This window comes from Kitasatospora sp. NPDC008115 (assembly GCF_042957205.1).
Classification (GTDB): domain Bacteria; phylum Actinomycetota; class Actinomycetes; order Streptomycetales; family Streptomycetaceae; genus Kitasatospora.
Genome location: NZ_JBIBHU010000011.1, coordinates 134,619 through 159,277, shown reverse-complemented (window position 1 = coordinate 159,277; position 24,659 = coordinate 134,619). Strand labels below are relative to the sequence as shown.

Annotated in this window: 22 protein-coding genes; 2 read left to right on the top strand and 20 right to left on the bottom strand. The window is 72.5% G+C overall.

Annotation, left to right across the window (positions count from 1 at the left end):
* Window positions 1-40 precede the first annotated feature (40 nt).
* The 16 genes from ACFZBX_RS16420 to pgsA form a co-directional block, all read right to left on the bottom strand.
* Window positions 41-2,482, bottom strand: coding sequence for a RelA/SpoT family protein (locus ACFZBX_RS16420; RefSeq protein ID WP_391534420.1), 2,442 nt, complete (start codon window positions 2,480-2,482; stop codon window positions 41-43).
* A 209-nt stretch (window positions 2,483-2,691) separates the two neighbouring features.
* A complete protein-coding gene (locus ACFZBX_RS16415; protein ID WP_391534419.1) occupies window positions 2,692-3,243 on the bottom strand; it encodes an adenine phosphoribosyltransferase in 552 nt (183 codons plus the stop codon).
* A gap of 24 nt (window positions 3,244-3,267) precedes the next feature.
* The gene (gene secF / locus ACFZBX_RS16410; protein ID WP_391534418.1) at window positions 3,268-4,380 is read right to left on the bottom strand and encodes a protein translocase subunit SecF; all 1,113 of its coding nucleotides are present in this window, start codon (window positions 4,378-4,380) and stop codon (window positions 3,268-3,270) included.
* 4 nt (window positions 4,381-4,384) lie between these two features.
* Window positions 4,385-6,193, bottom strand: coding sequence for a protein translocase subunit SecD (gene secD, locus ACFZBX_RS16405; RefSeq protein WP_391534417.1), 1,809 nt, complete (start codon window positions 6,191-6,193; stop codon window positions 4,385-4,387).
* Window positions 6,194-6,336: 143 nt separating this feature from the next.
* Entirely contained in the window at window positions 6,337-6,756 is a 420-nt protein-coding gene (yajC, locus tag ACFZBX_RS16400) for a preprotein translocase subunit YajC (RefSeq protein WP_391534416.1), read from the bottom strand.
* A gap of 272 nt (window positions 6,757-7,028) precedes the next feature.
* Window positions 7,029-8,123 (bottom strand): Holliday junction branch migration DNA helicase RuvB, encoded by a 1,095-nt coding sequence (ruvB, locus tag ACFZBX_RS16395; RefSeq protein ID WP_391534415.1) that lies wholly within the window; start codon window positions 8,121-8,123, stop codon window positions 7,029-7,031.
* Between the two features lie 100 nt (window positions 8,124-8,223).
* Window positions 8,224-8,835, bottom strand: coding sequence for a Holliday junction branch migration protein RuvA (gene ruvA / locus ACFZBX_RS16390; protein WP_391534414.1), 612 nt, complete (start codon window positions 8,833-8,835; stop codon window positions 8,224-8,226).
* Window positions 8,832-9,380, bottom strand: coding sequence for a crossover junction endodeoxyribonuclease RuvC (gene ruvC / locus ACFZBX_RS16385; RefSeq protein WP_391534494.1), 549 nt, complete (start codon window positions 9,378-9,380; stop codon window positions 8,832-8,834). Before ruvC ends, ruvA begins: the two co-directional genes overlap by 4 nt.
* A gap of 125 nt (window positions 9,381-9,505) precedes the next feature.
* A complete protein-coding gene (locus ACFZBX_RS16380) occupies window positions 9,506-10,264 on the bottom strand; it encodes a YebC/PmpR family DNA-binding transcriptional regulator (RefSeq protein WP_391534413.1) in 759 nt (252 codons plus the stop codon).
* A 92-nt stretch (window positions 10,265-10,356) separates the two neighbouring features.
* On the bottom strand, window positions 10,357-10,974 hold the full coding sequence (gene pdxT, locus ACFZBX_RS16375) for a pyridoxal 5'-phosphate synthase glutaminase subunit PdxT (protein ID WP_391534412.1): 618 nt from the start codon (window positions 10,972-10,974) through the stop codon (window positions 10,357-10,359).
* Window positions 10,975-11,062: 88 nt separating this feature from the next.
* On the bottom strand, window positions 11,063-11,974 hold the full coding sequence (gene pdxS / locus ACFZBX_RS16370; protein ID WP_391534411.1) for a pyridoxal 5'-phosphate synthase lyase subunit PdxS: 912 nt from the start codon (window positions 11,972-11,974) through the stop codon (window positions 11,063-11,065).
* A 161-nt stretch (window positions 11,975-12,135) separates the two neighbouring features.
* Window positions 12,136-12,636, bottom strand: a complete 501-nt coding sequence (locus tag ACFZBX_RS16365; RefSeq protein ID WP_391534493.1) for a hypothetical protein — start codon at window positions 12,634-12,636, stop codon at window positions 12,136-12,138.
* A 74-nt stretch (window positions 12,637-12,710) separates the two neighbouring features.
* Window positions 12,711-13,079 (bottom strand): 5-carboxymethyl-2-hydroxymuconate Delta-isomerase, encoded by a 369-nt coding sequence (locus ACFZBX_RS16360; protein WP_391534410.1) that lies wholly within the window; start codon window positions 13,077-13,079, stop codon window positions 12,711-12,713.
* Between the two features lie 74 nt (window positions 13,080-13,153).
* Window positions 13,154-14,335 carry a glycosyltransferase family 4 protein gene (locus tag ACFZBX_RS16355; protein ID WP_380758124.1) on the bottom strand — a complete coding sequence of 394 codons (1,182 nt, stop codon included), beginning with the start codon at window positions 14,333-14,335 and terminating at the stop codon, window positions 13,154-13,156.
* A 95-nt stretch (window positions 14,336-14,430) separates the two neighbouring features.
* Window positions 14,431-15,453, bottom strand: coding sequence for a phosphatidylinositol mannoside acyltransferase (locus ACFZBX_RS16350; protein WP_391534409.1), 1,023 nt, complete (start codon window positions 15,451-15,453; stop codon window positions 14,431-14,433).
* Between the two features lie 17 nt (window positions 15,454-15,470).
* Entirely contained in the window at window positions 15,471-16,118 is a 648-nt protein-coding gene (pgsA, locus tag ACFZBX_RS16345) for a phosphatidylinositol phosphate synthase (RefSeq protein ID WP_391534408.1), read from the bottom strand.
* Between the two features lie 215 nt (window positions 16,119-16,333).
* Between pgsA and ACFZBX_RS16340 the strand changes: the two genes are divergently transcribed.
* Complete coding sequence (locus ACFZBX_RS16340; RefSeq protein ID WP_391534407.1) at window positions 16,334-18,391, top strand: elongation factor G-like protein EF-G2; 2,058 nt, start codon at window positions 16,334-16,336, stop codon at window positions 18,389-18,391.
* Window positions 18,392-18,402: 11 nt separating this feature from the next.
* Here ACFZBX_RS16340 and ACFZBX_RS16335 read toward each other — a convergent pair whose 3' ends face one another.
* Window positions 18,403-18,828, bottom strand: a complete 426-nt coding sequence (locus tag ACFZBX_RS16335) for a thiol-disulfide oxidoreductase DCC family protein (RefSeq protein ID WP_391534406.1) — start codon at window positions 18,826-18,828, stop codon at window positions 18,403-18,405.
* 209 nt (window positions 18,829-19,037) lie between these two features.
* Between ACFZBX_RS16335 and ACFZBX_RS16330 the strand changes: the two genes are divergently transcribed.
* A complete protein-coding gene (locus tag ACFZBX_RS16330) occupies window positions 19,038-20,681 on the top strand; it encodes a hypothetical protein (RefSeq protein WP_391534405.1) in 1,644 nt (547 codons plus the stop codon).
* Window positions 20,682-20,737: 56 nt separating this feature from the next.
* On the opposite strand, the gene ACFZBX_RS16325 is transcribed toward ACFZBX_RS16330, so the two are convergent.
* The 3 genes from ACFZBX_RS16325 to ACFZBX_RS16315 form a co-directional block, all read right to left on the bottom strand.
* The gene (locus ACFZBX_RS16325) at window positions 20,738-21,298 is read right to left on the bottom strand and encodes an HIT family protein (protein WP_380758139.1); all 561 of its coding nucleotides are present in this window, start codon (window positions 21,296-21,298) and stop codon (window positions 20,738-20,740) included.
* A gap of 81 nt (window positions 21,299-21,379) precedes the next feature.
* Window positions 21,380-23,359: a threonine--tRNA ligase gene (gene thrS, locus ACFZBX_RS16320; protein WP_391534404.1), complete on the bottom strand. Its 1,980-nt coding sequence runs from the start codon at window positions 23,357-23,359 to the stop codon at window positions 21,380-21,382.
* Between the two features lie 90 nt (window positions 23,360-23,449).
* Window positions 23,450-24,637 carry a hypothetical protein gene (locus ACFZBX_RS16315; protein WP_391534403.1) on the bottom strand — a complete coding sequence of 396 codons (1,188 nt, stop codon included), beginning with the start codon at window positions 24,635-24,637 and terminating at the stop codon, window positions 23,450-23,452.
* Window positions 24,638-24,659 lie beyond the last annotated feature (22 nt).

The following is a 24,659-nucleotide window of genomic DNA, read 5'->3' as shown; positions in this document are numbered from 1 at the left end:
CCCGGGGGCCCTTTCGCGTCCGCCGTGCGGGCCGGCCCGGCTACTTGCGGGCCGAGGTGACGCGGTAGACGTCGTAGACGCCCTCGACGCCGCGGACCGCCTTGAGGACGTGGCCCAGGTGCTTGGGGTCGCCCATCTCGAAGGTGAAGCGGCTCATCGCCACCCGGTCGCGGGAGGTCTGCACCGCCGCCGACAGGATGTTGACGTGCTGGTCCGACAGCACCCGGGTGACGTCCGAGAGCAGCCGGGAGCGGTCCAGCGCCTCGACCTGGATGGCCACCAGGAAGACCGAGGACTGGGTGGCCGCCCACTCCACGTCGATCATCCGCTCGGGCTGCTGGCTGAGCGCCTCCACGTTGACGCAGTCGGCGCGGTGCACCGAGACGCCGTTGCCACGGGTGACGAAGCCGACGATGGCGTCGCCCGGCACCGGGGTGCAGCAGCGCGACAGCTTCACCCAGACGTCCTCGACGCCCTTGACGATCACGCCCGGGTCGCCCTTGGCCCGGCGGCGCACCGCACGCCGGTTGTCGTGGGTCGGGGTGGCCGTCTCGGCGAGGTCCTCGGTGGCGCCCTCCTCGCCGCCCAGCGCCTGCACCAGCTTCTGGACGATGTTCTGCGCGGCGACGTGGCCCTCACCGATCGCCGCGTACAGCGAGGAGATGTCCGGGTAGCGCATCTCGTGGGCGAGGGTGACCAGCGAGTCGCCGGTGAGGATCCGCTGGATCGGCAGACCCTGCTTGCGCATCGCGCGGGCGATGGCCTCCTTGCCCTGCTCGATCGCCTCCTCGCGGCGCTCCTTGGAGAACCAGGCGCGGATCTTGTTGCGGGCGCGCGGGGACTTGACGAAGCCCAGCCAGTCGCGGGACGGTCCGGCGTTCTCCGCCTTGGAGGTGAAGACCTCGACGGTGTCGCCGTTCTCCAGGGTCGACTCCAGCGGCACCAGCCGCCCGTTCACCCGGGCCCCGATGGTGCGGTAGCCGACCTCGGTGTGCACCGCGAACGCGAAGTCCACCGGGGTGGCCCCGGCCGGGAGGGCTATGACGTCTCCCTTGGGGGTGAAGACGAAGACCTCGTTGCTGGCCAGGTCGAAGCGGAGCGACTCCAGGAACTCGCTGGGGTCGGCGGTCTCCTTCTGCCAGTCCAGCAGCTGCCGCAGCCAGGCCATCTCGTTGACGGCGCCGGCCTTGTCGTCCTTGCGGGTCTGGGTCGGGGTGTCGGTGCGCACCTTGGAGGCGCCGGCCACCGCGCGCTGCTTGTACTTCCAGTGCGCGGCGATGCCGTACTCGGCGCGGCGGTGCATGTCGAAGGTGCGGATCTGCAGCTCGACGGGCTTGCCCCCGGGACCGATCACCGTGGTGTGCAGCGACTGGTACATGTTGAACTTGGGCATCGCGATGTAGTCCTTGAACCGCCCCGGCACCGGGTTCCACCGCGCGTGGATGGTGCCCAGCGCCGCGTAGCAGTCGCGGACGGTGTCGACCAGGACCCGGATGCCCACCAGGTCGTAGATCTCGGCGAAGTCCCGGCCCCGGACGATCATCTTCTGGTAGACCGAGTAGTAGTGCTTCGGCCGGCCGGTGACGGAGGCGGTGATCCGGGCGCCGCGCAGGTCGCCCTGGACCTGGTCGATGACGGTCGCCAGGTACTCGTCGCGCTTGGGGGCGCGCTCGGCGACCAGCCGCACGATCTCGTCGTACATCTTGGGGTAGAGGATCGCGAAGGCGAGGTCCTCCAGCTCCCACTTGATGGTGTTCATGCCCAGCCGGTGCGCCAGCGGGGCGTAGATCTCCAGCGTCTCGCGGGCCTTCTTCTCCTGCTTCTCCCGCTTGAGGTAGCGCATGGTGCGCATGTTGTGCAGGCGGTCGGCCAGCTTGATCACCAGGACCCGGGGGTCCTTGGCCATCGCGACGACCATCTTGCGGACCGTCTCGGCCTGCGCGGCCTCGCCGAACTTGACCCGGTCCAGCTTGGTGACGCCGTCCACCAGCAGGGCCACCGAGTCGCCGAAGTCCTTGCGCAGGGTCTCCAGGCCGTAGTCGGTGTCCTCGACCGTGTCGTGCAGCAGTCCGGCCATCAGCGTCGGAGCGTCCATGCCGAGCTCGGCCAGGATGGTCGCGACCGCCAGCGGGTGGGTGATGTAGGGGTCGCCGCTCTTGCGCTTCTGCCCGCGGTGCCACTTCTCGGCGACCGCGTACGCCTTCTCGATGTCCCGTAGCAGTGCCGGGTCGGCCTTGGGGTCGTTGGACCGGATGGAGCGGAAGAGCGGCTCCAGGACGGGGTTGAGGACGCTGGAGCGCTGGCCGCCGAGGCGGGCCAGCCGGGCCCGCATGCCACCGCCGCCGGCGGAGCCGCGGCCGGCCGGGGCGGACGGGCGGGACGGGGTCGGCGCCGGACGTGCCGGGGTGGCCCCCGAGGGCGTGGGCCGGTTCTCGGGGGCGGCCGCAGCCGCCGTGGGCACAACCTCGTCGGGCAAGGACACTCCTCAGGGCGCTCGGCCTGCCCCCCGCGGGCGCCGTGCGGCTCGGGCCGCGGCTCGCGCAACCGGGAGGGGATGAATCTTCATGGTACCGAGCCCGGCGCCAGGACGTTCGGTCGGCCGGGCCCGCACACGCGGCGGACACACGCCTGACACAACAGCGGGCGGCGGCCGGAATGTTCCGGCCGCCGCCCGCCAGGGGTCGTGCGTACTCAGACCGTGACCAGCGTCTCCAGCGGAGCGCCGCCCAGGTGCGGGGCGAGCCGCTCGCGGCCGTCGAGGAAGCCGAGCTCCATCAGCACGACCACCCCGGCCAGCTCCGCGCCGGCCTCCTTGACCAGGTCCAGCGAGGCGCCGATGGTCCCGCCGGTGGCGAGCACGTCGTCCACCACCAGCACCCGCTCACCGGGCGCGAAGGCGTCGCACTGCACCTCCAGCGTCGCCGAGCCGTACTCCAGCTCGTACGAGCGGCGGAACACCTCGCCGGGCAGCTTGCCCTGCTTGCGGATCGGCACGAAGCCGACCCCGGCCGCGAAGGCCGCCGGGGCGGCCAGCACGAAGCCGCGCGCCTCCAGGCCGACCACCTTGGTGGCCCCGAGCTCCGCGGCCCGGTCCGCCAGCGCCCGGGTGAGCGCGGCGAAGGCCTCGGCGTCGGCGAGCAGCGGCGCGATGTCCTTGAACAGCACGCCCGGCTTCGGGTAGTCCTGGACGTCCCGGATCCGGCTGGTGAGCAGCTCGGCCAGTGCGGTGTCGGCGGTGGTCACGAAGGGTCCTTAAGGTCGGCGGGGTCAGCGCTTGGTGGACGGACGGCCCTTGGCACGCGTGGTACCGGCCGCCCGGCCGCGCTGACCGACCATACCCGCCGGCAGGTCCTCGTCGGCGATCTCCTCCTCCTCGCCGGCCTCCTTGGCCGCGGCCTTGGCCTCGGCGGCCTTGGCGTCGGCGGCGCGGCGCTGGGCCACCCGCTTGGCCAGGGCCTTCATCTCCGGCGCCTCCTCCTTCAGCTGCGCGAGCAGCGGGGTGGCGACGCAGATCGAGGAGTAGGCACCGGCGGCGAGGCCGATGAACAGCGCCAGCGAGATGTCGTTCAGGGTGCCGGCACCGAGCAGACCGCCACCGATGAACAGCAGCGCCGCCACCGGGAGCAGGGCGACCACGGTGGTGTTGAGCGAGCGGACCAGGGTCTGGTTGAGGCCCGCGTTGGCCGCCTCGCTGTAGGTGAGCCTGTTCTGCTTGGTGAGGTCCTTGGTGTTCTCCTTCACGGTGTCGAAGACGACGACCGTGTCGTAGAGGGAGTAACCGAGGATCGTCAGGAAGCCGATCACCGTACCGGGGGTGACCTCGAAGCCCACCAGGGCGTAGACGCCGATGGTGATCAGGAGGTCGTGGATGAGGGCGACCAGGGCCGCCACCGCCATCCGCCACTCGAAGGCGATCGCCAGATAGACCGTCACCAGGATCATGAAGATGATCAGGCCGGTGAGTGCCTTGTTGGAGATCTGCTCACCCCAACTGGGGCCGATCACCTGGGCGCCGATCTCCTCGACCGGGACGCCGATCTCCTGGGACAGCTTGCCGGTGAACTCCGAGGAGGTGGTCTTGTCCTCCGAGGAGACCTGGATGCGGATCTCACCGTTGTCGGTGGACTGCACCAGCGGGTGCGAGGAGACGATCTTGTTGACCGCGTCCTGCGCCTGCGACACCGAGAGCCCGGGCTTGGTCACGGTGTAGACCGAGCCGCCCTTGAACTCGATGCCCAGGTGCAGGCCCATCGCCAGGCCGATCCCGGCGACCAGGACGATCACCGCGGAGATGCTGTACCAGAGCTTGCGGCGGCCGACGAAGTCGAAGCTGACTTCGCCCTGGTAGAGCTTGTGGCCCAGATTGGAGAAGCGCGACACGGTGTCAGGCCCCCTTCACGGCGGCGGAGGACGAGGGGGTGCGGCGGCGGGTGCTGCGCAGCGGCGGGCGGGCGCCCAGCCGCTTCGGGTCCAGGCCGGACCACGGGTGGCCGTCGGAGAAGAACTTCCGGCGGGCCAGCAGCGTGATCAGCGGCTTGGTGAACAGGAAGATGACGACGACGTCGAGCGCCGTGGTCAGGCCGAGCGTGAAGGCGAAGCCCTGGACCTTGCCGACCGAGACCAGGTAGAGCACGGCGGCACAGAGGAAGGACACGAAGTCCGAGACCAGGATGGTGCGCCGGGCGCGCGGCCAGGCCCGCTGGACGGCCGGGCGCAGCGGCGCGCCCTCACGGACCTCGTCGCGGATGCGCTCGAAGTACACGATGAAGGAGTCGGCGGTGATGCCGATCGCGACGATGGCGCCGCAGACCGCCGGCAGGTTCAGCGCGAAGCCGATGCCGGGGCCGAGCAGGCTCATGATCGAGTAGGTCAGCGCCGCCGAGACGAGCAGACCGGCGATCGAGACCAGACCGAGGCCGCGGTAGTAGACCAGCGAGTACGCGACCACCAGGACCATGCCGATCAGACCGGCGATCAGGCCGGCCTTCAGCTGGTCGCCGCCGAGCTGCGGGGAGACGGTGGTGACGTCGCTGGTGGTGAACTCCAGGGGCAGGGCGCCGAAGCTCAGCACGTTCGCGAGGTTCTGCGCCTCGGACTGCTTGAAGTTGCCGGAGATCACGGCCGAGCCGCCGGGGATGGCGCTCTTCACCTCCGGGTGGGAGACGACCTGGCCGTCCAGCACGATGGCGAACTGGTTGGCCGGGCTCACCTGGGAGGCCAGCTGGCCGGTGACGGCGGTGAAGGCGTCGGTGCCGGTGCCGTCGAACTGCAGCTGGACCTGCCAGCCGCCGCCCTGCTGGGTGTCGATGGTGGCCTGGGCCTTGTCGACGTTCGCGCCGAAGACCGCGACCGGGCCGAGGGCGAGCTTGTAGTAGAGCCCGTTCTCGTCCTTCTGGGTGCAGGCGACGGTCGGCGCGCCCTCGGCGCTCTGGTAGTTCTTGTTCCGCTGGTCCGGCTTGGAGCAGTCCAGCGCGGCGAACTGGGCGGCCAGCTCCGGCGGGACGGTGCCGGAGGTCATCGCCGCGGACAGGTCCTGCGGGGCGGGCGCCGCCGGGTCGGGCGCGGGGGCGCTCGGGGCGCCGGTGGCGGGGGTGGTGGCGGCGGGCGTGGCCGGGTCGTCGGCCGCGAGGGCCTCGCCGGCCGGACGGCCCTGCTTGGTGGCGCTCGCGCTCGGGGCGGCGGACGCGGCGGCGCCCGGGGTGCCGGTGGCGGCCGGGGTCCCGCTCGGGGTGGCGGCGGCGCTCGGGGTGCCGCTCGCGCCCGCCGACGGGGTCTCGGTCGGGGCCGGGGCCTGGAGGCCGCTGGGAGCCAGGGCGAGGACGGGGCGGAAGTACAGCTTCGCGGTGGTGCCGACCTGGTCGACCGCGCTCTGCTTGTCACCGCCCTTGGGGATGTTCACGATGATGTTGCGGTCGCCCTGGGTCTGGACCTCCGCCTCGGAGACGCCCATACCGTTGACGCGCTGCTCGATGATCCCGGTGGCGATGTCCATGTTGGACTTGTTGATCGCCTTGGGGTCGGTCGACTTCGCGCTCAGCGTGATGCTGGTGCCGCCGGCGAGGTCGATCCCGAGGCGGGGCTTGGTGGTGCCCGTCCCGAACATGAGGGCGACCAGTCCGACGGTGACGACCAGGATGAGGGCCAGCGCCCGCCCTGGGTAACCGTCGCGCGGGCGCGACTTGGGTGTTGCCACCTTGCTCGTTTCTCCCTGTCCATGCCACTTCCCCCCACCGACCCCCGCCCGGCACGCGGCTGGGCGGGGTGTGGCGGACTGCGGCCCTGAGTCCTGTGGGCTCGCGGCAGAACGCCGCGCGGCCGGGCGGGTGCCCGACCGTACTACTTGCTCGCGGGAGCCCCGCCCTCGGCCTTGGCGTCACCCTCGGCGGCGTCGTCCTTGCTGAACGACAGCGGCTTCGCGTCGGCCGACGCGCCCTCGACCTCGGCGTCCTCGTCCGAGGCGTCGACGCTCTCGTCCCCGTCCGGACGGCCGTTGATGATCGCGTCGTACTCGGCGGGCTCCAGGACCGCGGCGACCGCGCTCTTGGTGAAGTGGGTGACCACGCCCGGCGCGATCTCCAGCTCGACGGTCTCGTCGTTGACCGCCTTCACCTTCGCGTACAGGCCGCCGATGGTCCGCACGCCCGCCCCCGGCTCCAGCGACGTCTGCATCTTCTGCATCTGCTGCTGGCGCTTCTTCTGCGACCGGAACATGAGCACGATCGCGAGGATCGGGAGGAGAAGGATGATGAGGTTCACTGCAGCCAGGGTCCTTTACGGGCCGCCGGCCGGCGGCCTGTGTGGTAATGGTCGTCCCGTCGGGTGAGAGGGGCGGTCCGGCGGAGTCTAGGCGACCCCGAACTGATCGGACAACGCCAAGCATCGCATCCTGCCGCCGAAAGTGGCGACCCTCCGCCTGCACAGTTTCCCCGGACTTCTTCCCCGGCTTCCGCAGGCGCCCCACGCAATGGGCGCGCATGATCCGCACACGCTCCGCCCTCACCCGTTCGGCCCAGCGCGACGGCGCGTCGTCATCCTTGGTCCGCGGCACGCTCCCCGTCGGGGGCGAAGAGCTCCGGCTGGGCGGGCACCGCACCGCGTCCGACCTGCACCGGAGGGGTGAGACCCAGGTGCGCCCAGGCCGCGGCGGTGGCGATCCGCCCGCGCGGGGTGCGGGCCAGCAGGCCCTCGCGGACCAGGAACGGCTCGGCGACCTCCTCGACCGTCTCGGCCTCCTCCCCCACCGCGACCGCCAGGGTGGACAGCCCGACCGGGCCGCCGCCGAACAGCCGCAGCAGCGCGTCCAGCACCGCCCGGTCCAACCGGTCCAGACCACGCGCGTCCACCTCGTAGACGTGCAGCGCCTGGCCCGCGATCGCGGCGGTGACCACGCCGTCGTGCCGCACCTGCGCGTAGTCGCGCACCCGGCGCAGCAGCCGGTTGGCGATCCGCGGCGTGCCCCGGGAGCGGCCGGCGATCTCGGCGGCGCCGGCCGGGTCTATCTCCACGTCCAGCAGCGCGGCCGAACGGTGCACCACCCGCTGGAGCTCGGCGGGCGCGTAGAACTCCATGTGCCCGGTGAAGCCGAACCGGTCGCGCAGCGGCGGCGGCAGCAGGCCGGCCCTGGTGGTCGCGCCGACCAGGGTGAACGGCGGCAGCTCCAGCGGGATGGCGGTCGCCCCGGGCCCCTTGCCGACGATCACGTCGACCCGGAAGTCCTCCATCGCCATGTAGAGCATCTCCTCGGCGGGCCGCGACATCCGGTGGATCTCGTCGAGGAACAGCACCTCGCCCTCGCTGAGCGAGGAGAGGATCGCCGCCAGGTCGCCCGCGTGCTGGATCGCCGGGCCGGAGGTGATCCGGATCGGGGCGCCCATCTCGGCCGCGATGATCATCGACAGGGTGGTCTTGCCGAGCCCGGGCGGGCCGCTGAGCAGCACGTGGTCGGGGGTGGCACCGCGCTGGCGGGCGGCCTGGAGCACCAGCGACAGCTGCTCGCGCACCCGCTCCTGGCCGATGAACTCGTCCAGCTGCCGGGGGCGCAGCGCCGCCTCGACGGCCTGGTCCTCGCCGTCGGCGGCGGCGGTCACCAGCCGGTCGGCGGGCTCGGAGTCGTACGGGCTCATCGGAGGCTGCTCCCGGATCGGTGTCGTGGGTGTCGTCGGTGTCGTCGTCGTTGTCGTCAGTGTCGTCGGTGTCGACAAAAGGACAGGTCGTCAGATGGCTTCAGCGAGAGCGGTTGAGCCCGCGCAGCGCCAGCCGCAGCAGCGCGCCCACGTCCGGCACCGGCTGGGCCTCGGCCTCCGGGGTGACGGCGGCGACCGCGTCGTCCGCCTCGCGGGGCGCGTAGCCGAGGCCGACCAGCGCGGAGTGCAGTTGCTCGCTCCACGGCGCCGGCCCGGTGGCGACCGGCTTCTGCGCCGGGACCACGCCGTGCGGGGCGCCCAGCTTGTCCTTGTACTCCAGCAGCAGCTTGGCGGCCTTGGCCTTGCCGATGCCGGGCACCGCCACCAGCGCCTTCTCGTCGCCGTTGGCCACCGCGAGGCGCAGCGCGTCGGGGCTGTGCACGCCGAGGATCGCCTGCGCCAGCTTCGGTCCGACGCCGGGCGCCGCCTGGAGGATCTCGAAGATCCCCCGCTCGTCGTCGTCCGCGAAGCCGAACAGGGTCAGCGAGTCCTCCCGGACCACCAGCGAGGTCGCCAGCCGGGCCGGCTCCCCCAGCCGCAGGCCGGCCATCGTGTTCGGGGTGCACTGCACGGCCATGCCGACCCCGCCGACCTCGACCACCGCGACACCGCCGGACAGCGCGGCCACGGGTCCTTGCACGAAGGCGATCATCGGGTGGTTCCTTTCAGGCCCTGCGGGGTGGTGGTACGGGCCGCCCGGATCGCGGCCTCCAGGCGGTTGGCGGCGCCGCCGCGCCAGATGTGGCAGATGGCCAGCGCCAGCGCGTCGGCCGCGTCGGCCGGCTTCGGCGGTGCGTCGAGCCGCAGCAGCCGCTGCACCATGGCGGTGACCTGGGCCTTGTCGGCCCGGCCGGAACCGGTGACGGCGGCCTTGACCTCGCTCGGGGTGTGCAACGTGACCGGTATGCCGCGCCGGGTCGCGCAGAGCATCGCCACCGCGCTGGCCTGCGCCGTGCCCATCACGGTGCGGACGTTGTGCTGGGCGAAGACCCGCTCGACCGCCACCAGGTCGGGGCGGTGCTCGTCCAGCCAGGCCTCCAGACCCTGCTCGACCAGCAGCAGCCGCTGCCCGATCTCCGCCTCGGCGGGGGTGCGCACCACGCCGACCCCGGCCATCCGCAACGGCCGGCCCGGCGCGCCCTCGACCACGCCGACCCCGCACCTGGTCAGCCCCGGGTCGACACCCAGCACCCGCACCACGGCATTCCCGCCCCTTCTGGATTCGAGCACCGACCTGCGAAGGCTACCGCCCACCACCGACAGCGCCCCGAACGACACCGGCCCGGCGGTCCTGGGGACCGCCGGGCCGGGAGGGGGCACGATCACTCGGCGTCGAGCTGCGCACCGACCTCGTCGCTGATGTCGAAGTTGGCGAAGACGTTCTGCACGTCGTCGCTGTCCTCCAGGGCGTCGATCAGCTTCAGGATCTTGCGGGCGCCGTCGACGTCCAGCTCGACCTGCATGCTCGGCAGGAAGTTGGCCTCGGCCGAGTCGTAGTCGACGCCGGCGTCCACCAGGGCGGTGCGCACCGCGACCATCTTGGAGGCCTCGGAGACGATCTCGAAGGAGTCGCCGAGGTCGTTGATCTCCTCGGGCTCCTGGTCCAGGACGACCTCGAAGAGCTTGTCCTCGTCCACGCCGTCCGCCTTGGGGACGATGACGACGCCCTTGCGGGCGAACAGGTAGGACACCGAGCCCGGGTCGGCCATCGAGCCGCCGTTGCGGGTCATCGCCACGCGCACGTCGGAGGCGGCGCGGTTGCGGTTGTCGGTGAGGCACTCGATGAGCACCGCGACGCCGTTCGGGCCGTAGCCCTCGTACATGATCGTCTGGTAGTCGGCGCCGCCGGCCTCCAGGCCGCCACCGCGCTTGATCGCGCGGTTGATGTTGTCGATCGGGACGGAGCTCTTCTTGGCCTTCTGCACGGCGTCGTACAGGGTCGGGTTACCGCTCAGGTCCGGACCGCCGGTGCGCGCCGCCACCTCGATGTTCTTGATCATCTTGGCGAAGAGCTTGCCGCGCTTGGCGTCGATCACGGCCTTCTTGTGCTTGGTGGTAGCCCACTTAGAGTGGCCGGACATCGCCAGCTCCTTTACGTCGCCAAAGGGAAATGAACAGATGAGATCTTACCGGTGCGGCCGCCGCCCGACCGCACACGGTCATGCACGCGCGGTCACGCGGCGGCGAGGTGCTCCTCGACCATCCGCACGAAGTAGCCGTGCACCCGGTGGTCGCCGGTGAGCTCCGGGTGGAACGAGGTGGCCAGCAGGTTGCCCTGGCGGACCGCCACGATCCGGCTCTCCGGGCCGTCGGCGGCCGGCAGCTCGGCCAGCACCTCGACGCCCGCGCCGACCGACTCCACCCAGGGGGCGCGGATGAACACGCCGTGCACCGGGTCGTCGTCCAGGCCGCGGAAGGCGATGCCGGACTCGAAGGACTCGTTCTGGCGGCCGAAGGCGTTGCGGCGCACCGTCATGTCGATGCCGCCCACCGTCTCCTGGTCCTCGCGCCCGTCCAGGATCTTGTCCGCCAGCATGATCATCCCGGCGCAGGTCCCGTACACCGGCATGCCGGCGGCGACCCGCTCGCGCAGCGGGTCCATCACGCCGAACAGCAGCGCCAGCTTGGACATCGTGGTGGACTCCCCGCCGGGGATCACCAGCGCGTCGACCTCGGCCAGCTCCTCCGCGCGGCGGACCGGGCGGGCGAGCGCGTCGGCCTCGGCCAGCGCGATCAGGTGCTCGCGGACATCACCCTGCAGCGCGAGGACGCCGATGACTGGAGTGGACACTTCTCGTACCTCTTGACTCTCGAACGGACGACGCACGGCGGCCCGCCGCGCCGATGATCTCACCGCGCGGCGGGCCGTCCAAGGCGCATTACCAGCCGCGGTTGGCGTACCGCTCGCTCTCCGGCAGGGTGTCGCAGTTGATGCCGACCATGGCCTCGCCCAGGTTGCGGGAGGCGTCGGCGATGATCTTCGGGTCGTCGAAGAAGGTGGTGGCCTTGACGATCGCGGCGGCGCGCTTGGCCGGGTCGCCCGACTTGAAGATGCCCGAGCCGACGAAGACGCCCTCGGCACCCAGCTGGCGCATCAGCGCGGCGTCGGCCGGGGTGGCCACGCCACCGGCGGAGAACAGCACGACCGGCAGCTTGCCGAGCTCGGCGACCTCCTTGACCAGCTCGTACGGGGCGCGCAGCTCCTTGGCGGCGGCGAACAGCTCGTTGTGGTCCAGCGCGCGCAGGTGGCCGATCTCGTTCTTGATCTGGCGCAGGTGGCGGACCGCCTCGACGACGTTGCCGGTGCCGGCCTCGCCCTTGGAGCGGATCATGGCCGCACCCTCGGCGATGCGGCGCAGCGCCTCGCCCAGGTTGGTGGCACCGCAGACGAAGGGGGTGGTGAAGGCCCACTTGTCGGAGTGGTTGACCTCGTCGGCCGGGGTCAGCACCTCGGACTCGTCGATGTAGTCGACGCCCAGCGACTGCAGGACCTGGGCCTCGACGAAGTGGCCGATGCGGGACTTGGCCATCACCGGGATCGAGACCGCGGCGATGATCTCCTCGATCATGTTCGGGTCCGACATGCGGGCCACGCCGCCGTCCTTGCGGATGTCGGCGGGCACCCGCTCCAGGGCCATGACGGCCACAGCGCCGGCGTCCTCGGCGATCTTGGCCTGCTCGGCGTTGACCACGTCCATGATCACACCGCCCTTGAGCTGCTCGGCCATGCCGCGCTTCACCCGGGCGGTGCCGATCTGCGGCTGGTCTGCGGTGGTGGGGGTGGTGGACACGTGAGACCTCACTCGAAGATGAACCAGTGCTATCGCCCTATGGTAGGCGGAAGGGACGGGCCCTCCATGCGCCACCAAGTCCAGCCGGTCCGGCGGGATACGACAAACAGGCCGTATCCGGGCGCCGTCAGGGCGGGTGAAAACCGCGCCCCGAGCACGCGCTAGGCGGGCGCGCCCTCGGGAGTGAGCGCCGGCGGCGGCGCGTCGTCCATCTCGAAGGCCATCGGGAACGGCGCCTTGCCCGCCAGCCGGAAGTAGCGCACCAGCCGGTGCTCGCGCACCGCCCGCGCCGCCCGCACCGCGTCGTTGTGGAAGCGCCGCGCCATCGGCACCCGGCGCACCGCCGCCGTCAGGTCCCGCACCGCCTCCTCGCCGCCCGGCTCCGCCACCAGCGCCGCCACCTGCTCCGGCTCCGCGAACACCGCCCGCAGCGCCAGGCTCAACTGGCTCTCCGCCACCTCGCGCTGCTCGTCCTCCGTCTGCCGCGCCGCGTGCGCCGCGTCCAGCAGCAGCAGCGAGGCCGCCGGGTCCAGCAGCGAGGACGTCGCCAGCTCCATCGCCACCGACGCCCGGCGGACCAGCTGCGCGTCCAGCGCCGCGCGGGCGGCGTCGATCCGGGCGTGCAGCCGGTCCAGCCTTCCGGCCGTCCAGCTCAGGTACATGCCGAACAGCACCACGGCCACGCCGGCCCAGATCCAGGTAGTCACGGGGCGCTACGCTACCGGGTGCCCCCGGTTCACCCCTCGATCGCGGTGTTCCGGTAGGCGTCGCGGTCTATGTCGCGCACGTCCACCGCCAGGTGCAGCCGCTCCCCCGGCGCCGGCTTCACCCGCTCCGCCAGCAGCGCCAGCACCCCCTCGGTGAGCGCCGACTTCGCCTCCGGGCTGCGGCCGGGGAAGATCTGGAACTGCACGAACACCTGCGCCTCGGAGCGCTCCCCGAAGGCCACCACGACCTCCGGGTCGGTCGCCCGGAAGATCGTCTTGCACCCCTCGGGCTCGGCGTTGATGGTCTCCACCGCCAGCCGGTTGATCGCCACCCCCAGCTCACGGCGGTCGAAGGAGCCGGCCAGGCTCGGGGAGTAGTCGACGGAGATCTGCGGCATCGGGCCCTCCAGGGACGGACACGGGAACTGCGGACGGGAGAACCGTCCGACCTTAACCGCGCCCGCCGCCCGGCTCAGTCCCGGGCCAGCCCGAACCGGCCACGCCGCCCGCTGCGCTCGTCCTCCACCACCGCGGCCTCCCCCGCCGTCACCGTCTCGTACACGGCGAGGATGTCCGCGCCCACCGTCGACCAGTCGAAGCGCCGCACGTGCCGGGACGCCGCCTTGCGCAGCTCCTCCAGCCGCGCCGGGTCCCCCAGCAGCCGCAGCGCCGTGCGCGCCAGCGCGTCCGCGTCCTCCACCGGGAACAGCTCGCCCGCGTCCCCGCCGTCCAGCACCTGCTTGAACGCGTCCAGGTCGCTCGCCAGCACCGGCGCCCCCGCCGACATCGCCTCGACCAGGATGATCCCGAAGCTCTCGCCGCCGGTGTTCGGCGCCACGTACAGGTCGACGCTGCGCAGCAGCCGGGCCTTGTCCCGGTCGCTCACCATGCCGAGGAACTCCACCTGGGCACGGACCTCCGGCGCCAGCCCGGCGACCGCCTCCTCCTCGTCGCCCTTGCCCGCCACCAGCAGCCGCACCCCGGGACGCTCCGCGAGGATCCGCGGCAGCGCCGCCAGCAGGGTCGGCAGCCCCTTGCGCGGCTCGTTGATCCGGCCGATGAAGCCGATCGTCCCCGGCCGACCCTCGGCCGCCCCGCCGGTCCACCGCCCGTCCGGCTCGGCCCCCGCGAAGAAGCCCACGTCCACGCCGTTGGGGATCACCACCGCGTCACCGCCCAGGTGCTCCACCAGGGTGCGCCGGGCGTACTCGCTCACCGCGATCCGCGCCCGCATCTTCTCCAGCCCCGGCTGGAGGATCGGCGAGGCCGCGATCATCGCCCGCGAGCGCGGGTTGGAGGTGTGGAAGGTGCCCACCATCGGCCCCGACGCCGACCAGGCCGCCAGCATCGACAGGCTCGGCGAGGCCGGCTCGTGCACGTGCAGGATGTCGAACCGTCCCTCGTGCAGCCACCGCCGCACCCGGGCCGCCGACAGGATCCCGAAGCTCAGCCGCGCCACCGAGCCGTTGTACGGCACCGCCACCGCCCGCCCCGCCGACACCACGTACGGCGGCAGCGCGTCGTCGTCCTCGGCCGGCGCCAGCACCGACACCTCGTGGCCCAGGCCGATCAGGTGCTCGGCGAGGTCCCGGATGTGGAACTGCACGCCTCCGGGGACGTCCCAGTCGTACGGGCAGACGATGCCGATCTTCACGGGTCTCCTCGAAATCCTGCGGACGGGACGGGACGGGGCGGTGCGGCGGGGCGATGGCGGTGCGACGGCGCGGACGGCGGTCCGGCGGCGGGCCCTCAGGCCCCCGACGCCTCGGCCGCCGGCTCCCCGGCCGCCTCCGCCGGCGGCCGGGCGGCGGGCTCCCGGACGGCCCGCCCGGCGGTGCCACCGGACCGGGCGGCCCCCGCCTCCACCGTCTCACGGACCGGGAGGTCGGCCAGCCAGAAGCGCTGCAGCATGTGCCAGTCCTCCGGGTGCTCCCGGATCGCCGACTCCCACACCGCCGCCATCGCCTGCGTCATCGCCCGGGTCTTCTCCGCCCGGTCGCCCTCGGCCGGCACCACGACCTCCGGGTGCACCCGCCCCCGCATGGTCCGCCCCTCGTACCAGAGCGACACCGGCAGCAGCGCCGCCCCGGTCCGCTGGCACAGCGCCGCCGGACCGGCCGGCATCCGCGTCGCCTCGCCGAAGAACGTCACCTCGATGCCCGCGTCCGACAGGTCCCGGTCCCCCACCAGGCAGACCAGCCCGCCCGCCCGCAGCCGCCGCGCCAGCGTGCCGACCACGCTCACCGAGCCGCCGGTCAGCGCCAGCACCTCCATGCCCAGGCTCTCCCGGAACGCCACGAACCGGTCGAACAGCCGCTCCGGCTTCAACCGCTCCGCCACCGTCGTGAACGGGTACCCCCGGCTCGCCACCCAGGCGCCCGCCAGGTCCCAGTTGCCCATGTGCGGCAGCGCTATCACCGCGCCCCGCCCGGACTCCAGCACCTCCTGCAGCAGCTCGAAGCCGTCCACCCGCACATCGCGCAGCACCCGCCCGCGGCCCCACACCGGCAGCCGGAACGACTCCTGCCAGTACCGCATGTACGAGCGCATCCCCGCCCGCGACAGCTCCCGCAGCCGGGCCTCGTCCGCCTCGGGGCACACCCGCAGCAGGTTCGCCTCCAGCTGCAGCACCCGCTTGCCGCGCCGCCGCCACGCAGAGTCCGCCAGCCGGTCGAACAGCGCCCGCGCCGCCGGCTCGGGCAGGTGCTTGAGCGCCCCCCAGCCCGCCGCGTACGCCGTGTACACCAGCCGGTCCACCACTCGGTCCTTCACCGCGGGACCGCCCCCTCTCAGCTCCCGGCCGCCACGCGGTCCGCCTCGAACGCCTCACGGCGCACCGTCAGCATCCGCTGGAACACCGTCACCAGACTTCCGGCCGCCACCAGCCACAGCGCCACCGGCAGCAGCCACTCCACGTACGGGACCCCGAACGTGTGCAGACCCGCCACACCGGCCGCCACCAGGCTGATCACCAGCCGCTCGGCGCGCTCCACCAGCCCCGACACGTCGCACGGCAGCCCCTGGCTCTCCGCCCGCGCCTTGGTGTACGACACCACCAGCCCGCTCGCCAGGCAGAACACCGCCACCGCGCACAGCAGGTTGTTGTCACCCTTGCCCGCGTACCACATGGCGATACCGCCGAAGATCGCCGCGTCCGCGACCCGGTCCAGCGTCGAGTCCAGGAACGCCCCCCACTTGGAGGTCCGCCCCAGCTGCCGCGCCATGTTCCCGTCCACCAGGTCCGAGAAGATGAACAGCGTGATCGTGATGGTGCCCCAGAAGAACTCCCCGCGCGGGAAGAACACCAGCGCACCCGCCACCGAACCGGCCGTACCGACCAGCGTCACGGTGTCCGGACTCACACCCAGACGGATGAGGAACGCGGCGAACGGGGTCAGGACACGTGTGAAGAAGGCACGCGCGTATTTGTTGAGCATGGCCTTCCCGACCGCTCCGATCTCCCTGGTACCCGCCTGCGGCCAGAGTGCGCGGCAGACGACCGCGTGGATCAGCCCACCCGGCGCACCCATCGTAGCCACGCCCGCCGACCGACCCCGCCCACGCACCACCCCCGCATGCCGCTCGCGCGCCCGCCGACCCCTCCGCCCCTAGACTTTCACCGACAGCCTCGGCGCGACGGGAGGAGACCCCGATGCCCGACCGCAGCACCGCCAGAGCCGGCCAGGCCCCCGCCGTCGCCGGACCGGGCGACCTGCGCAACGTCGTCCTCATCGGCTGCGCCGGCGTGGGCAAGACCACCCTCGCCGAATCCCTTGCCCACGCCGCCGGCGCCGTCGGCCGCCCCGGCCGGGTCACCGACGGCACCACCGTCTCCGACCACGAGCCCATCGAGCACCAGCAGCAACGCTCCGTACAGCTCTCCGTACTCCCCCTCGAATGGCGCGGCACCAAGATCAACCTGCTCGACCCGCCCGGCCACCCCGACTTCGCCGCCGACCTGCGCGCCGCCCTCCACGCCGCCGACGCCGCCGTCTTCGTCGTCTCCGCCACCGACCCCGTCACCGCGCCCACCCGCGCCCTGTGGCGCGAGTGCGCCGCCGAGAACATCCCCCGCGCCATCGCCGTCGCCAAACTCGACATCGCCCGCGGCAGCCTCGACGACATCCTCACCGCCTGCCACGACGCCTTCGACCTCGGCCCCGACACCCTGCGCCCGCTCTTCCTGCCCGTCCACCACGACGGCCGCCCCGACGGCAGCGTCGACCTCCTCACCGGCCACACCTACGGCCAGGCCGACCCCCTGCCCGACACCGCCCCCGCCCGCGAGAGCCTCGTCGAGGCCATCGCCGGCCAGGACGACACCCTGATGGAGCAGTACCTCACCGGCGAAACCCCCGACACCGACTCCCTCGAAGCCGGCATGCGCCGCGAGGTCCTCGACTGCACCCTCCACCCCGCCGTCCCCACCAGCGAACACGGCCTCGGCGCCACCGAACTCCTCGACCTCATCGCCACCACCTTCCCCACCCCCGCCGAACGCACCCGCCCCGCCCCCGCCTGCGACCCCGACGCCCCCCTCGCCGCCCAGGTCGTCCGCGTCACCGGCGACGCCTACGTCGGCCGCGTCAGCCTGCTGCGCCTCTACGCCGGCACCCTGCGCCCCGACACCCGCATCCGCCTCACCGGCCCCGGACACCCCGCCGGCCAGGACGCCGAGGAACGCGTCACCGGCCTCACCAGCCCCTTCGGCAAACTCCAGCGGCCCGTCCCGCACGCCGTCGCCGGCGACCTCGTCTGCGCCGCCAAACTCACCACCGCCCGCTCCGGCGACACCGTCCAGGAACCCGGCCACGTGGCCGAACTCGACACCTGGACCCTCCCCGAACCCCTGCTGCCCATCGCCGTCGAGGCCCACAGCAAGGCCGACGACGACAAGCTCTCCCAGGCCCTCTCCCGGCTCGCCGCCGAGGACCCCGCGCTACGCCTCGAACAGAACCCCGACACCCACCAGCTCGTCCTCTGGTGCACCGGTGAGGCCCACGCCGACGCCGTCCTCGACCGGCTCCGCAACCGCCACGGCGTCCACGTCGACACCGTCGAGCACCGGGTCGCCCTGCGCGAGACCTTCGGCACCGCCGCCGCCGGCCACGGCCGCCTCGTCAAACAGTCCGGCGGCCACGGCCAGTACGCCATCTGCGACCTGGAGGTCGAACCCCTCCCGGCCGGCTCCGGCTTCGAGTTCCAGGAGCACGTCGTCGGCGGCGCCGTCCCCAAGAACTTCATCCCCTCCGTCGAGAAGGGCGTCCGCGCCCAGCTCGCCAAGGGCGTCGCCACCGGCCACCCGCTCGTCGACATCCGGGTCACCCTCACCGACGGCAAGGCGCACTCCGTCGACTCCTCCGACTCCGCCTTCCAGACCGCCGCCGCCCTCGCCCTGCGCGACGCCGCCGAACACGCCGTCATCCGGCTCCTCGAACCCGTCGCCGCCGTCGGCGTCCTGCTGCCCGACGACTACCTCGGCGCCGTCCTCGGCGACCTCTCCGCCCGCCGCGGCCGCGTCCTCGGCACCGAGACCGGCGGCCCCGGCCTCACCCTGCTGCGGGCCGAGGTCCCCGAACTCGAACTCACCCGCTACCCCGTCGACCTGCGCTCCCTCACCCACGGCACCGCCGAGTTCACCCGCGCCCATCTGCGCCACGAACCCATGCCCGCCGCCCTCGCCGCCCGCTTCACCGACCGCGAGGGCTGAGACTCACCGGCTCACCGCCGCGGCAGCGCACAGGCCGGCGTACCGCCCGGCATCCGGTGCCGGTTGCACGCCACCCACCGGTACACCAGCGCCGCCACTGGCCGCACCGGCGCCGACGCCAGCACCCCGCCCAGGTACGCCCACACCCCGCCCGACCGCATCAGCAACCGCGCCACCGCCTGCGCCCCGCCGTACACCCGGCCCGCCGGCGTCACCCACAGCACTTCGCGCTCCGCGCGCCCCCAGGACACCTCACCGCGCCCCCCGGCCACCGCGTCCAGCTCCGCCAGGTCCGCGAACTGGAACGGCACCGCCTCCCAGCCCCCCGACGCCAGCGTCTGCCGCAGATAGCGCTCCGCCCAGGTCGCGCACGTCGTGCAGAACCCGCAGTCCCCGTCGAACACCAGCACCGGATCCGTCAGCCCACCGCTCTCCATGCCGCCATCGTGCACCATCCCGCCCACCCGCCCTCCCGCAGGCCCGCCCACCGGCCCCCGGCCGGGTGCGTCGGACCCCCGAAACGTGGGCATCATGCCCCACGGGCCCACCGTGGCCCGTTCGTGACGGCACTTCAGACGATCATGCCCGCGCCGGTGCCCCGGCGCGGTAACCTGCCGCAGGACAAAGGGGAGGAGGGGACGCCACCGTGACCACACTCGACATGACCCCGGGTGCGCAGATACCCCGGACCGACACCGGCCCGCAGACCGCCGGCACCCAGGCGATCTCCTCGGTGGCGTACCGCGACACCACGCTGCAGGAGGGCGCCTCCAAACTCGCCGGGACCACCGCCAAGAAGGGCCGCTTCGCCCTCTTCGGGCCCAACCTCGGCGAGGCCTGGAGCAAGGCGCTCATCTCCCGCACCCTCGGCGGCGACCGCAAGCCCCTGGTGCCCTCCTTCGGCATCGAAACGCGCCAGATCGTCGAGCACGCCCTCGCCGCCGAGGAGATCCGCAACACCCGCGACCGGCAGCTGTCCACCATCTCCGTCGTCACCGGCCTGCTCTGCCTGCCCGGCGCCCTGGTCTGGCTCGGCGTCTTCCAGCTGCGCGCCTGGCTGCGGCGGGACAACCCCAAGAACGCCGGCGCCTACGGGGCCGTCGTCCTCATCCTCGCCGCCGCCCTCGCCGTGCTGCTCGCCGTCAAGCCCCCGGCCGGCGGCGTCCTCGGCCTCTACCTGCGCGTCGTCATGCTCGCCCCGGTCATCGGCTGGTACCTCGCCAGGCGCATCGTCGAGCGCACCGCCGTCGACCTGCGCGCCCGCTGGCTCGCCCTCGCCGAGGGCAACGCCGTCGCCGCGACCGTCCCGATGGCCGTCCCCCGCGACGACCTCGACAAGAAGGCGGCCGACCTGCGCGCCAAGCTCGGCCGGCTCGAAGCCGAGCAGGAGACCAACGTCCAGCACTACGCCGGCCCCAAGGGCATCCTCGGCGCCGGCCGCCGCTGGGGCGAGTGGAAGCTCGTCGACACCCTGCGCCCCGCCGAGGGCCAGATCGACTTCCGCCAGTTCCACCCCTGGGACCTCGTCCGCAAGATCTCCGGCCACCTCAAGGCCCTCGGCATCAGCGAGGTCGCCAACAGCGGCATGCCCAACGTCCAGGTCAAGCAGTGGGTCGTCTACGAGGTCGGCGAGAGCGCCGACGAGATCAGCCGCCCCGGCAACGCCGACATGGACGGCGACCACATGCGCGACTTCGCCGTCCAGGCCATCGCCGACAAGCAGACCTTCGGCGGCGGACCCCGGCACTACCTCGCCACCCAGTTCATCACCCACGACGGCAAGCTCATCCTGACCTTCACCGTCACCGTCGTCCTGCTCGCCAACACCCTCAACATCACCGTCGCCGGCTACGCCCTCGGCCCCATCGACGGCTTCTTCGGCGACAAGCCCAAGGACAAGGAGAAGTCCGTCTCCAAGACCTTCCGGTTCTGGGAGGAGCGCACGGTCAAGCTCCCGCTGATCGACAACGACGAGGTCGTCCGGCAGGCCGTCCGCGCCCCCTTCTACCGGATGCCCGGCCTGCTCTCCTGGCTCGGCGGCGGCCTCGGCCTGCCCGAGCCCTTCGGCCTGCGGCACACCTGGGCCGGCCAGCCCTGGGGCACCCGCACCATGGCGGACAACGCGCTCAACGCCTCCCACCCGGTGCTCGCCGCCGTCCACACCGCCACCCTGGAGTTCCTCGCCGAGCACGACCTCGACACCGAGCGCGCCTTCAAGGGCCGCGCGGCCGGCCTCAAGGCCGAGGCCCAGGGCGGCCGGCCGTTCAAGGTCGACCAGTACGACGCCTGAGCACGAACGACGGAGGGCCCCGCCGACTCCCGGCGGGGCCCTCCTCGTTGTGCGCGTCAGTCCTGCGGCCAGGCCTCGGACAGCATCTTCCGGGTGTCCGCCAGCAACTGCGGCAGCACCTTGGTGTGGCCGACCACCGGCATGAAGTTGGTGTCCCCGCCCCAGCGCGGCACCACGTGCTGGTGCAGGTGGGCCGCGATGCCGGCACCGGCCGCCGCACCCTGGTTCATGCCGATGTTGAAGCCGTGCGCGCCCGAGGCCGCGCGCAGCGCCGTCATCGCCTTCTTGGTGAACACGGCCAGCTCGGCCGTCTCCGCCTCGTCCAGCTCGGTGTAGTCCGCCGCGTGCCGGAACGGGACCACCATGAGGTGCCCGCCGTTGTACGGGTACAGGTTGAGCACCGCGTACACGGTGTTGCCGCGCGCGACGACCAGCCCGTCCTCGTCGCTCAGCGACGGGATCGAGCAGAACGGGCAGCCGTCGTCCGGAGCCGGGCCGGTGGGCTTGTTCTCGCCCTGGATGTAGGCCATCCGATGGGGGGTCCACAGGCGGCGGAAGCCGTCCGGCTCTCCGACGCCCCGCTGCAGTTCCGGCTCAGTCGTCATGCTGATCAGCATATTCGCCCAACCGGGCTTGCAAAGCCGTGCGGGGCGGACTCCTTGAGGAGCCCGCCCCGCGACCACGTACGAGTGACGGCGTCAGACCTGGATCCGGCGCTCCACCGCGTCCACGATCTCCTGGACGGCGTCGGCCACCGGCACGCCGTTCTTCTGCTCGCCGTTGCGGTAGCGGAAGGAGACCGCGCCCGCCTCGACGTCGTCGTTGCCGGCGATCAGCATGAACGGGACCTTGGTCTTCTGGGCGTTGCGGATCTTCTTCTGCATCCGGTCGTCCGAGGTGTCCACCTCGACCCGGATGCCGCGCTTCTTCAGCTCGGCCGCGACCTCCAGCAGGTACGGCACGTGCTCGTCGGTGATCGGGATGCCGGTCACGGTGACCGGGGCCAGCCACGGCGGCATGGCACCGGCGTAGTGCTCCAGCAGCACCGCGAAGAACCGCTCGATCGAGCCGAACAGCGCGCGGTGGATCATGACCGGCCGCTGGCGCGAGCCGTCCGCGGCCGTGTACTCCAGGTCGAAGCGCTGGGGCAGGTTGAAATCCAGCTGGATGGTCGACATCTGCCAGGTCCGGCCGATGGCGTCCTTCGCCTGCACCGAGATCTTCGGGCCGTAGAAGGCCGCGCCGCCCGGGTCCGGGACCAGCGGCAGGCCCTGCTTCTCGGCCACGGCGGCGAGGACGGCGGTGGCCTCCTCCCACGTCTCGTCGTCACCGACGTACTTCTCCGGGTCCTTGGTGGACAGCTCCAGGTAGAAGTCGGTCAGGCCGTAGTCGCGCAGCAGGTTGAGCACGAAGGTGAGCGTCGAGTCGAGCTCGTCCGCCATCTGCTCGCGGGTGCAGTAGATGTGCGCGTCGTCCTGGGTGAAGCCGCGGGCGCGGGTCAGGCCGTGCACCACGCCGGACTTCTCGTACCGGTACACCGTGCCGAACTCGAACAGGCGCAGCGGCAGCTCACGGTACGAGCGGCCGCGCGCGTCGAAGATCAGGTTGTGCATCGGGCAGTTCATCGGCTTGAGGTAGTAGTCCACGCCCTCGTCGAGCTGCATGGGCGGGTACATACCGTCCGCGTACCAGTCCAGGTGGCCGCTCTTCTCGAAGAGCTTCCCCTTGGTGGCGTGCGGGGTGTAGACGAACTCGTAGCCCTCCTCCTCGTGCCGGCGGCGCGAGTAGTCCTCCATGGCGCGGCGGATGATGCCGCCCTTGGGGTGGAAGACGGCGAGGCCGGAGCCGATCTCCTCGGGGATGGAGAAGAGGTCGAGCTCGTTGCCGAGCTTGCGGTGGTCGCGCTTGGCGGCCTCCTCCAGGAACTCCAGGTGCGCCTTGAGCTCGTCCTTGCTCGGCCAGGCGGTGCCGTAGAGGCGCTGGAGCATCGGGTTCTTCTCGCTGCCGCGCCAGTAGGCGGCGGCCGAGCGCATGATCTTGAACGCCGGGATCATCCGGGTGCTGGGCAGGTGCGGGCCGCGGCAGAGGTCGCCCCAGCACAGCTCACCGGACTTGGCGTCCAGGTTGTCGTAGATGGTGAGCTCGCCGGCGCCGACCTCGACGTCGGCGCCCTCGCCGGCGGTCGCGGCGGAGCCCTTGAGGCCGATCAGCTCCAGCTTGTACGGCTCGCGGGCCAGCTCCTCGCGGGCGGCCTCGTCGGTGACCACCCGGCGGGAGAACTTCTGCCCGCGCTTGATGATCTCCTGCATGCGCTTCTCGATGGCCTTGAGGTCATCGGGGTGGAACGGCGTCGCGACGTCGAAGTCGTAGTAGAAGCCGTCCTTGACCGGCGGGCCGATGCCGAGCTTGGCCTCCGGGAAGAGCTGCTGCACGGCCTGGGCCATGACGTGCGCGGTGGAGTGGCGCAGGATGTCGAGGCCGTCCGGGCTGGAGATCGCGACCGGCTCGACCTCGTCGCCGTCCTGGAGGGCGTGAGCGAGGTCCTTCAGCTGGCCGCCGACCCGGGCGGCGATGATCGAGCGGTCGTCGGCGAAGAGCTCGGCGGCCGTAGTGCCCGTGGTCACCACGCGCTCTTCCCGATCGGGTTCGCGGTTGATGATTACCCGGACGTCCGTCACCGGTCTCTCCTGACGTGCTGGATTCAGAGGGCGCAGCACAGCGCTGCGCCTGACGATGGTACCGAGACCGGTGGCCCCACCGTCACCTCCCTACTCCCCCCGCCCCTCCCCCAGGGTCTTGAGCAGGCGCTCGCGCTCGGCGTCCTCCAGTCCGCACGGTTCCAGGCCGGTGGGGCGGGTGAGCCGCCGGAAGCCGCCGCGCCGCTCCAGGCGGCCGCTGATCCGCACGGGGGTGCCGGCCAGGTGCGCCTCGGCGGCGAGCCGGTAGGCGGGGTCGGGCAGCCGGACCTTGATCTCGTCGACCTCGGCGCCGCCGAGCACCCGCAGGCGGATGCCGCCCGGGCCGGCGGGGTCGGCGCGCTTGAGGCGGACGACCAGGCCGACGACGGTGACGGCGACGGCGGGCTCGATGCGTTCGAGGAGGTCGGCGGCCTCGTCGAGGGCGGGCAGGTCGCCGGGGGAGAACTCGACGGCGATCCGGCGGTCGCCGAAGCCGCCGGGGGTGCCGGCGGCGGCCGACCAGGCGACGGTGATCCGGCCGGCGGTGGCGCCGCGCACCAGTTCCTGGACGGATTCGACCAGTTCGCGGCTGACGCCGGACTGGACGGCGTTCTCGAAGGCCTCGCCGCCCCCGCTGACCCGCCGGTAGTCGACGGCGTCGCGCAGCGCCTCCAGGGCGCGGACCAGGGTGGTGACCGCAGCCCGGCCCTCGGGGGCGGGGGTGTAGGCGGTCAGGCCGGGGGCGCCCCCGACGACCAGGACCCGGTCGAGGAAGTCGCCGGCCCAGGCGTCGAGGCGGGCGCCGAAGTAGGCGGCGCGGGTGCGGCCGGCCTTGGCGCCGGCGGCGAGCATGGCGCGGGCGGCGTGCTGGAGCCGTTCGGCGTCCTCCCAGGGCGCGGCGCCCGGGGTGGTGGCGGCGGCGGGCGCCGCGAGGTCGCGGTGCCACTGGAGCTCGTCGCCGGGCAGGGCGAGGGCGAGCAGGATGGCGCGGGCGGAGGGGGCGGCGGAGCGGGCGAGCGCGGTGACGGCGTCGGTGAGCAGTTCGACCGCGTCGTCGAAGCCGTCGCCGGCGGGCACGAGCAGGCTGACGCCGGGGTCGGTGCCCTCGGGGGGCGTCCAGCGGCCGTAGCGGGCGGTGGGTCCGCCGCGCCGGACCCAGCCGTGCCGGGCGAGCAGGGTGGCGAGCACCGCGGGGTCGACGGCGGCCGGATCGGGCAGCGGCCCGGTCTGCGGCGGTTCGCCGAGCGTGGGACGCATCGGCCCGTGGGGCAGTGTCATGGGGCGGCTCCTCCCGGCCGGG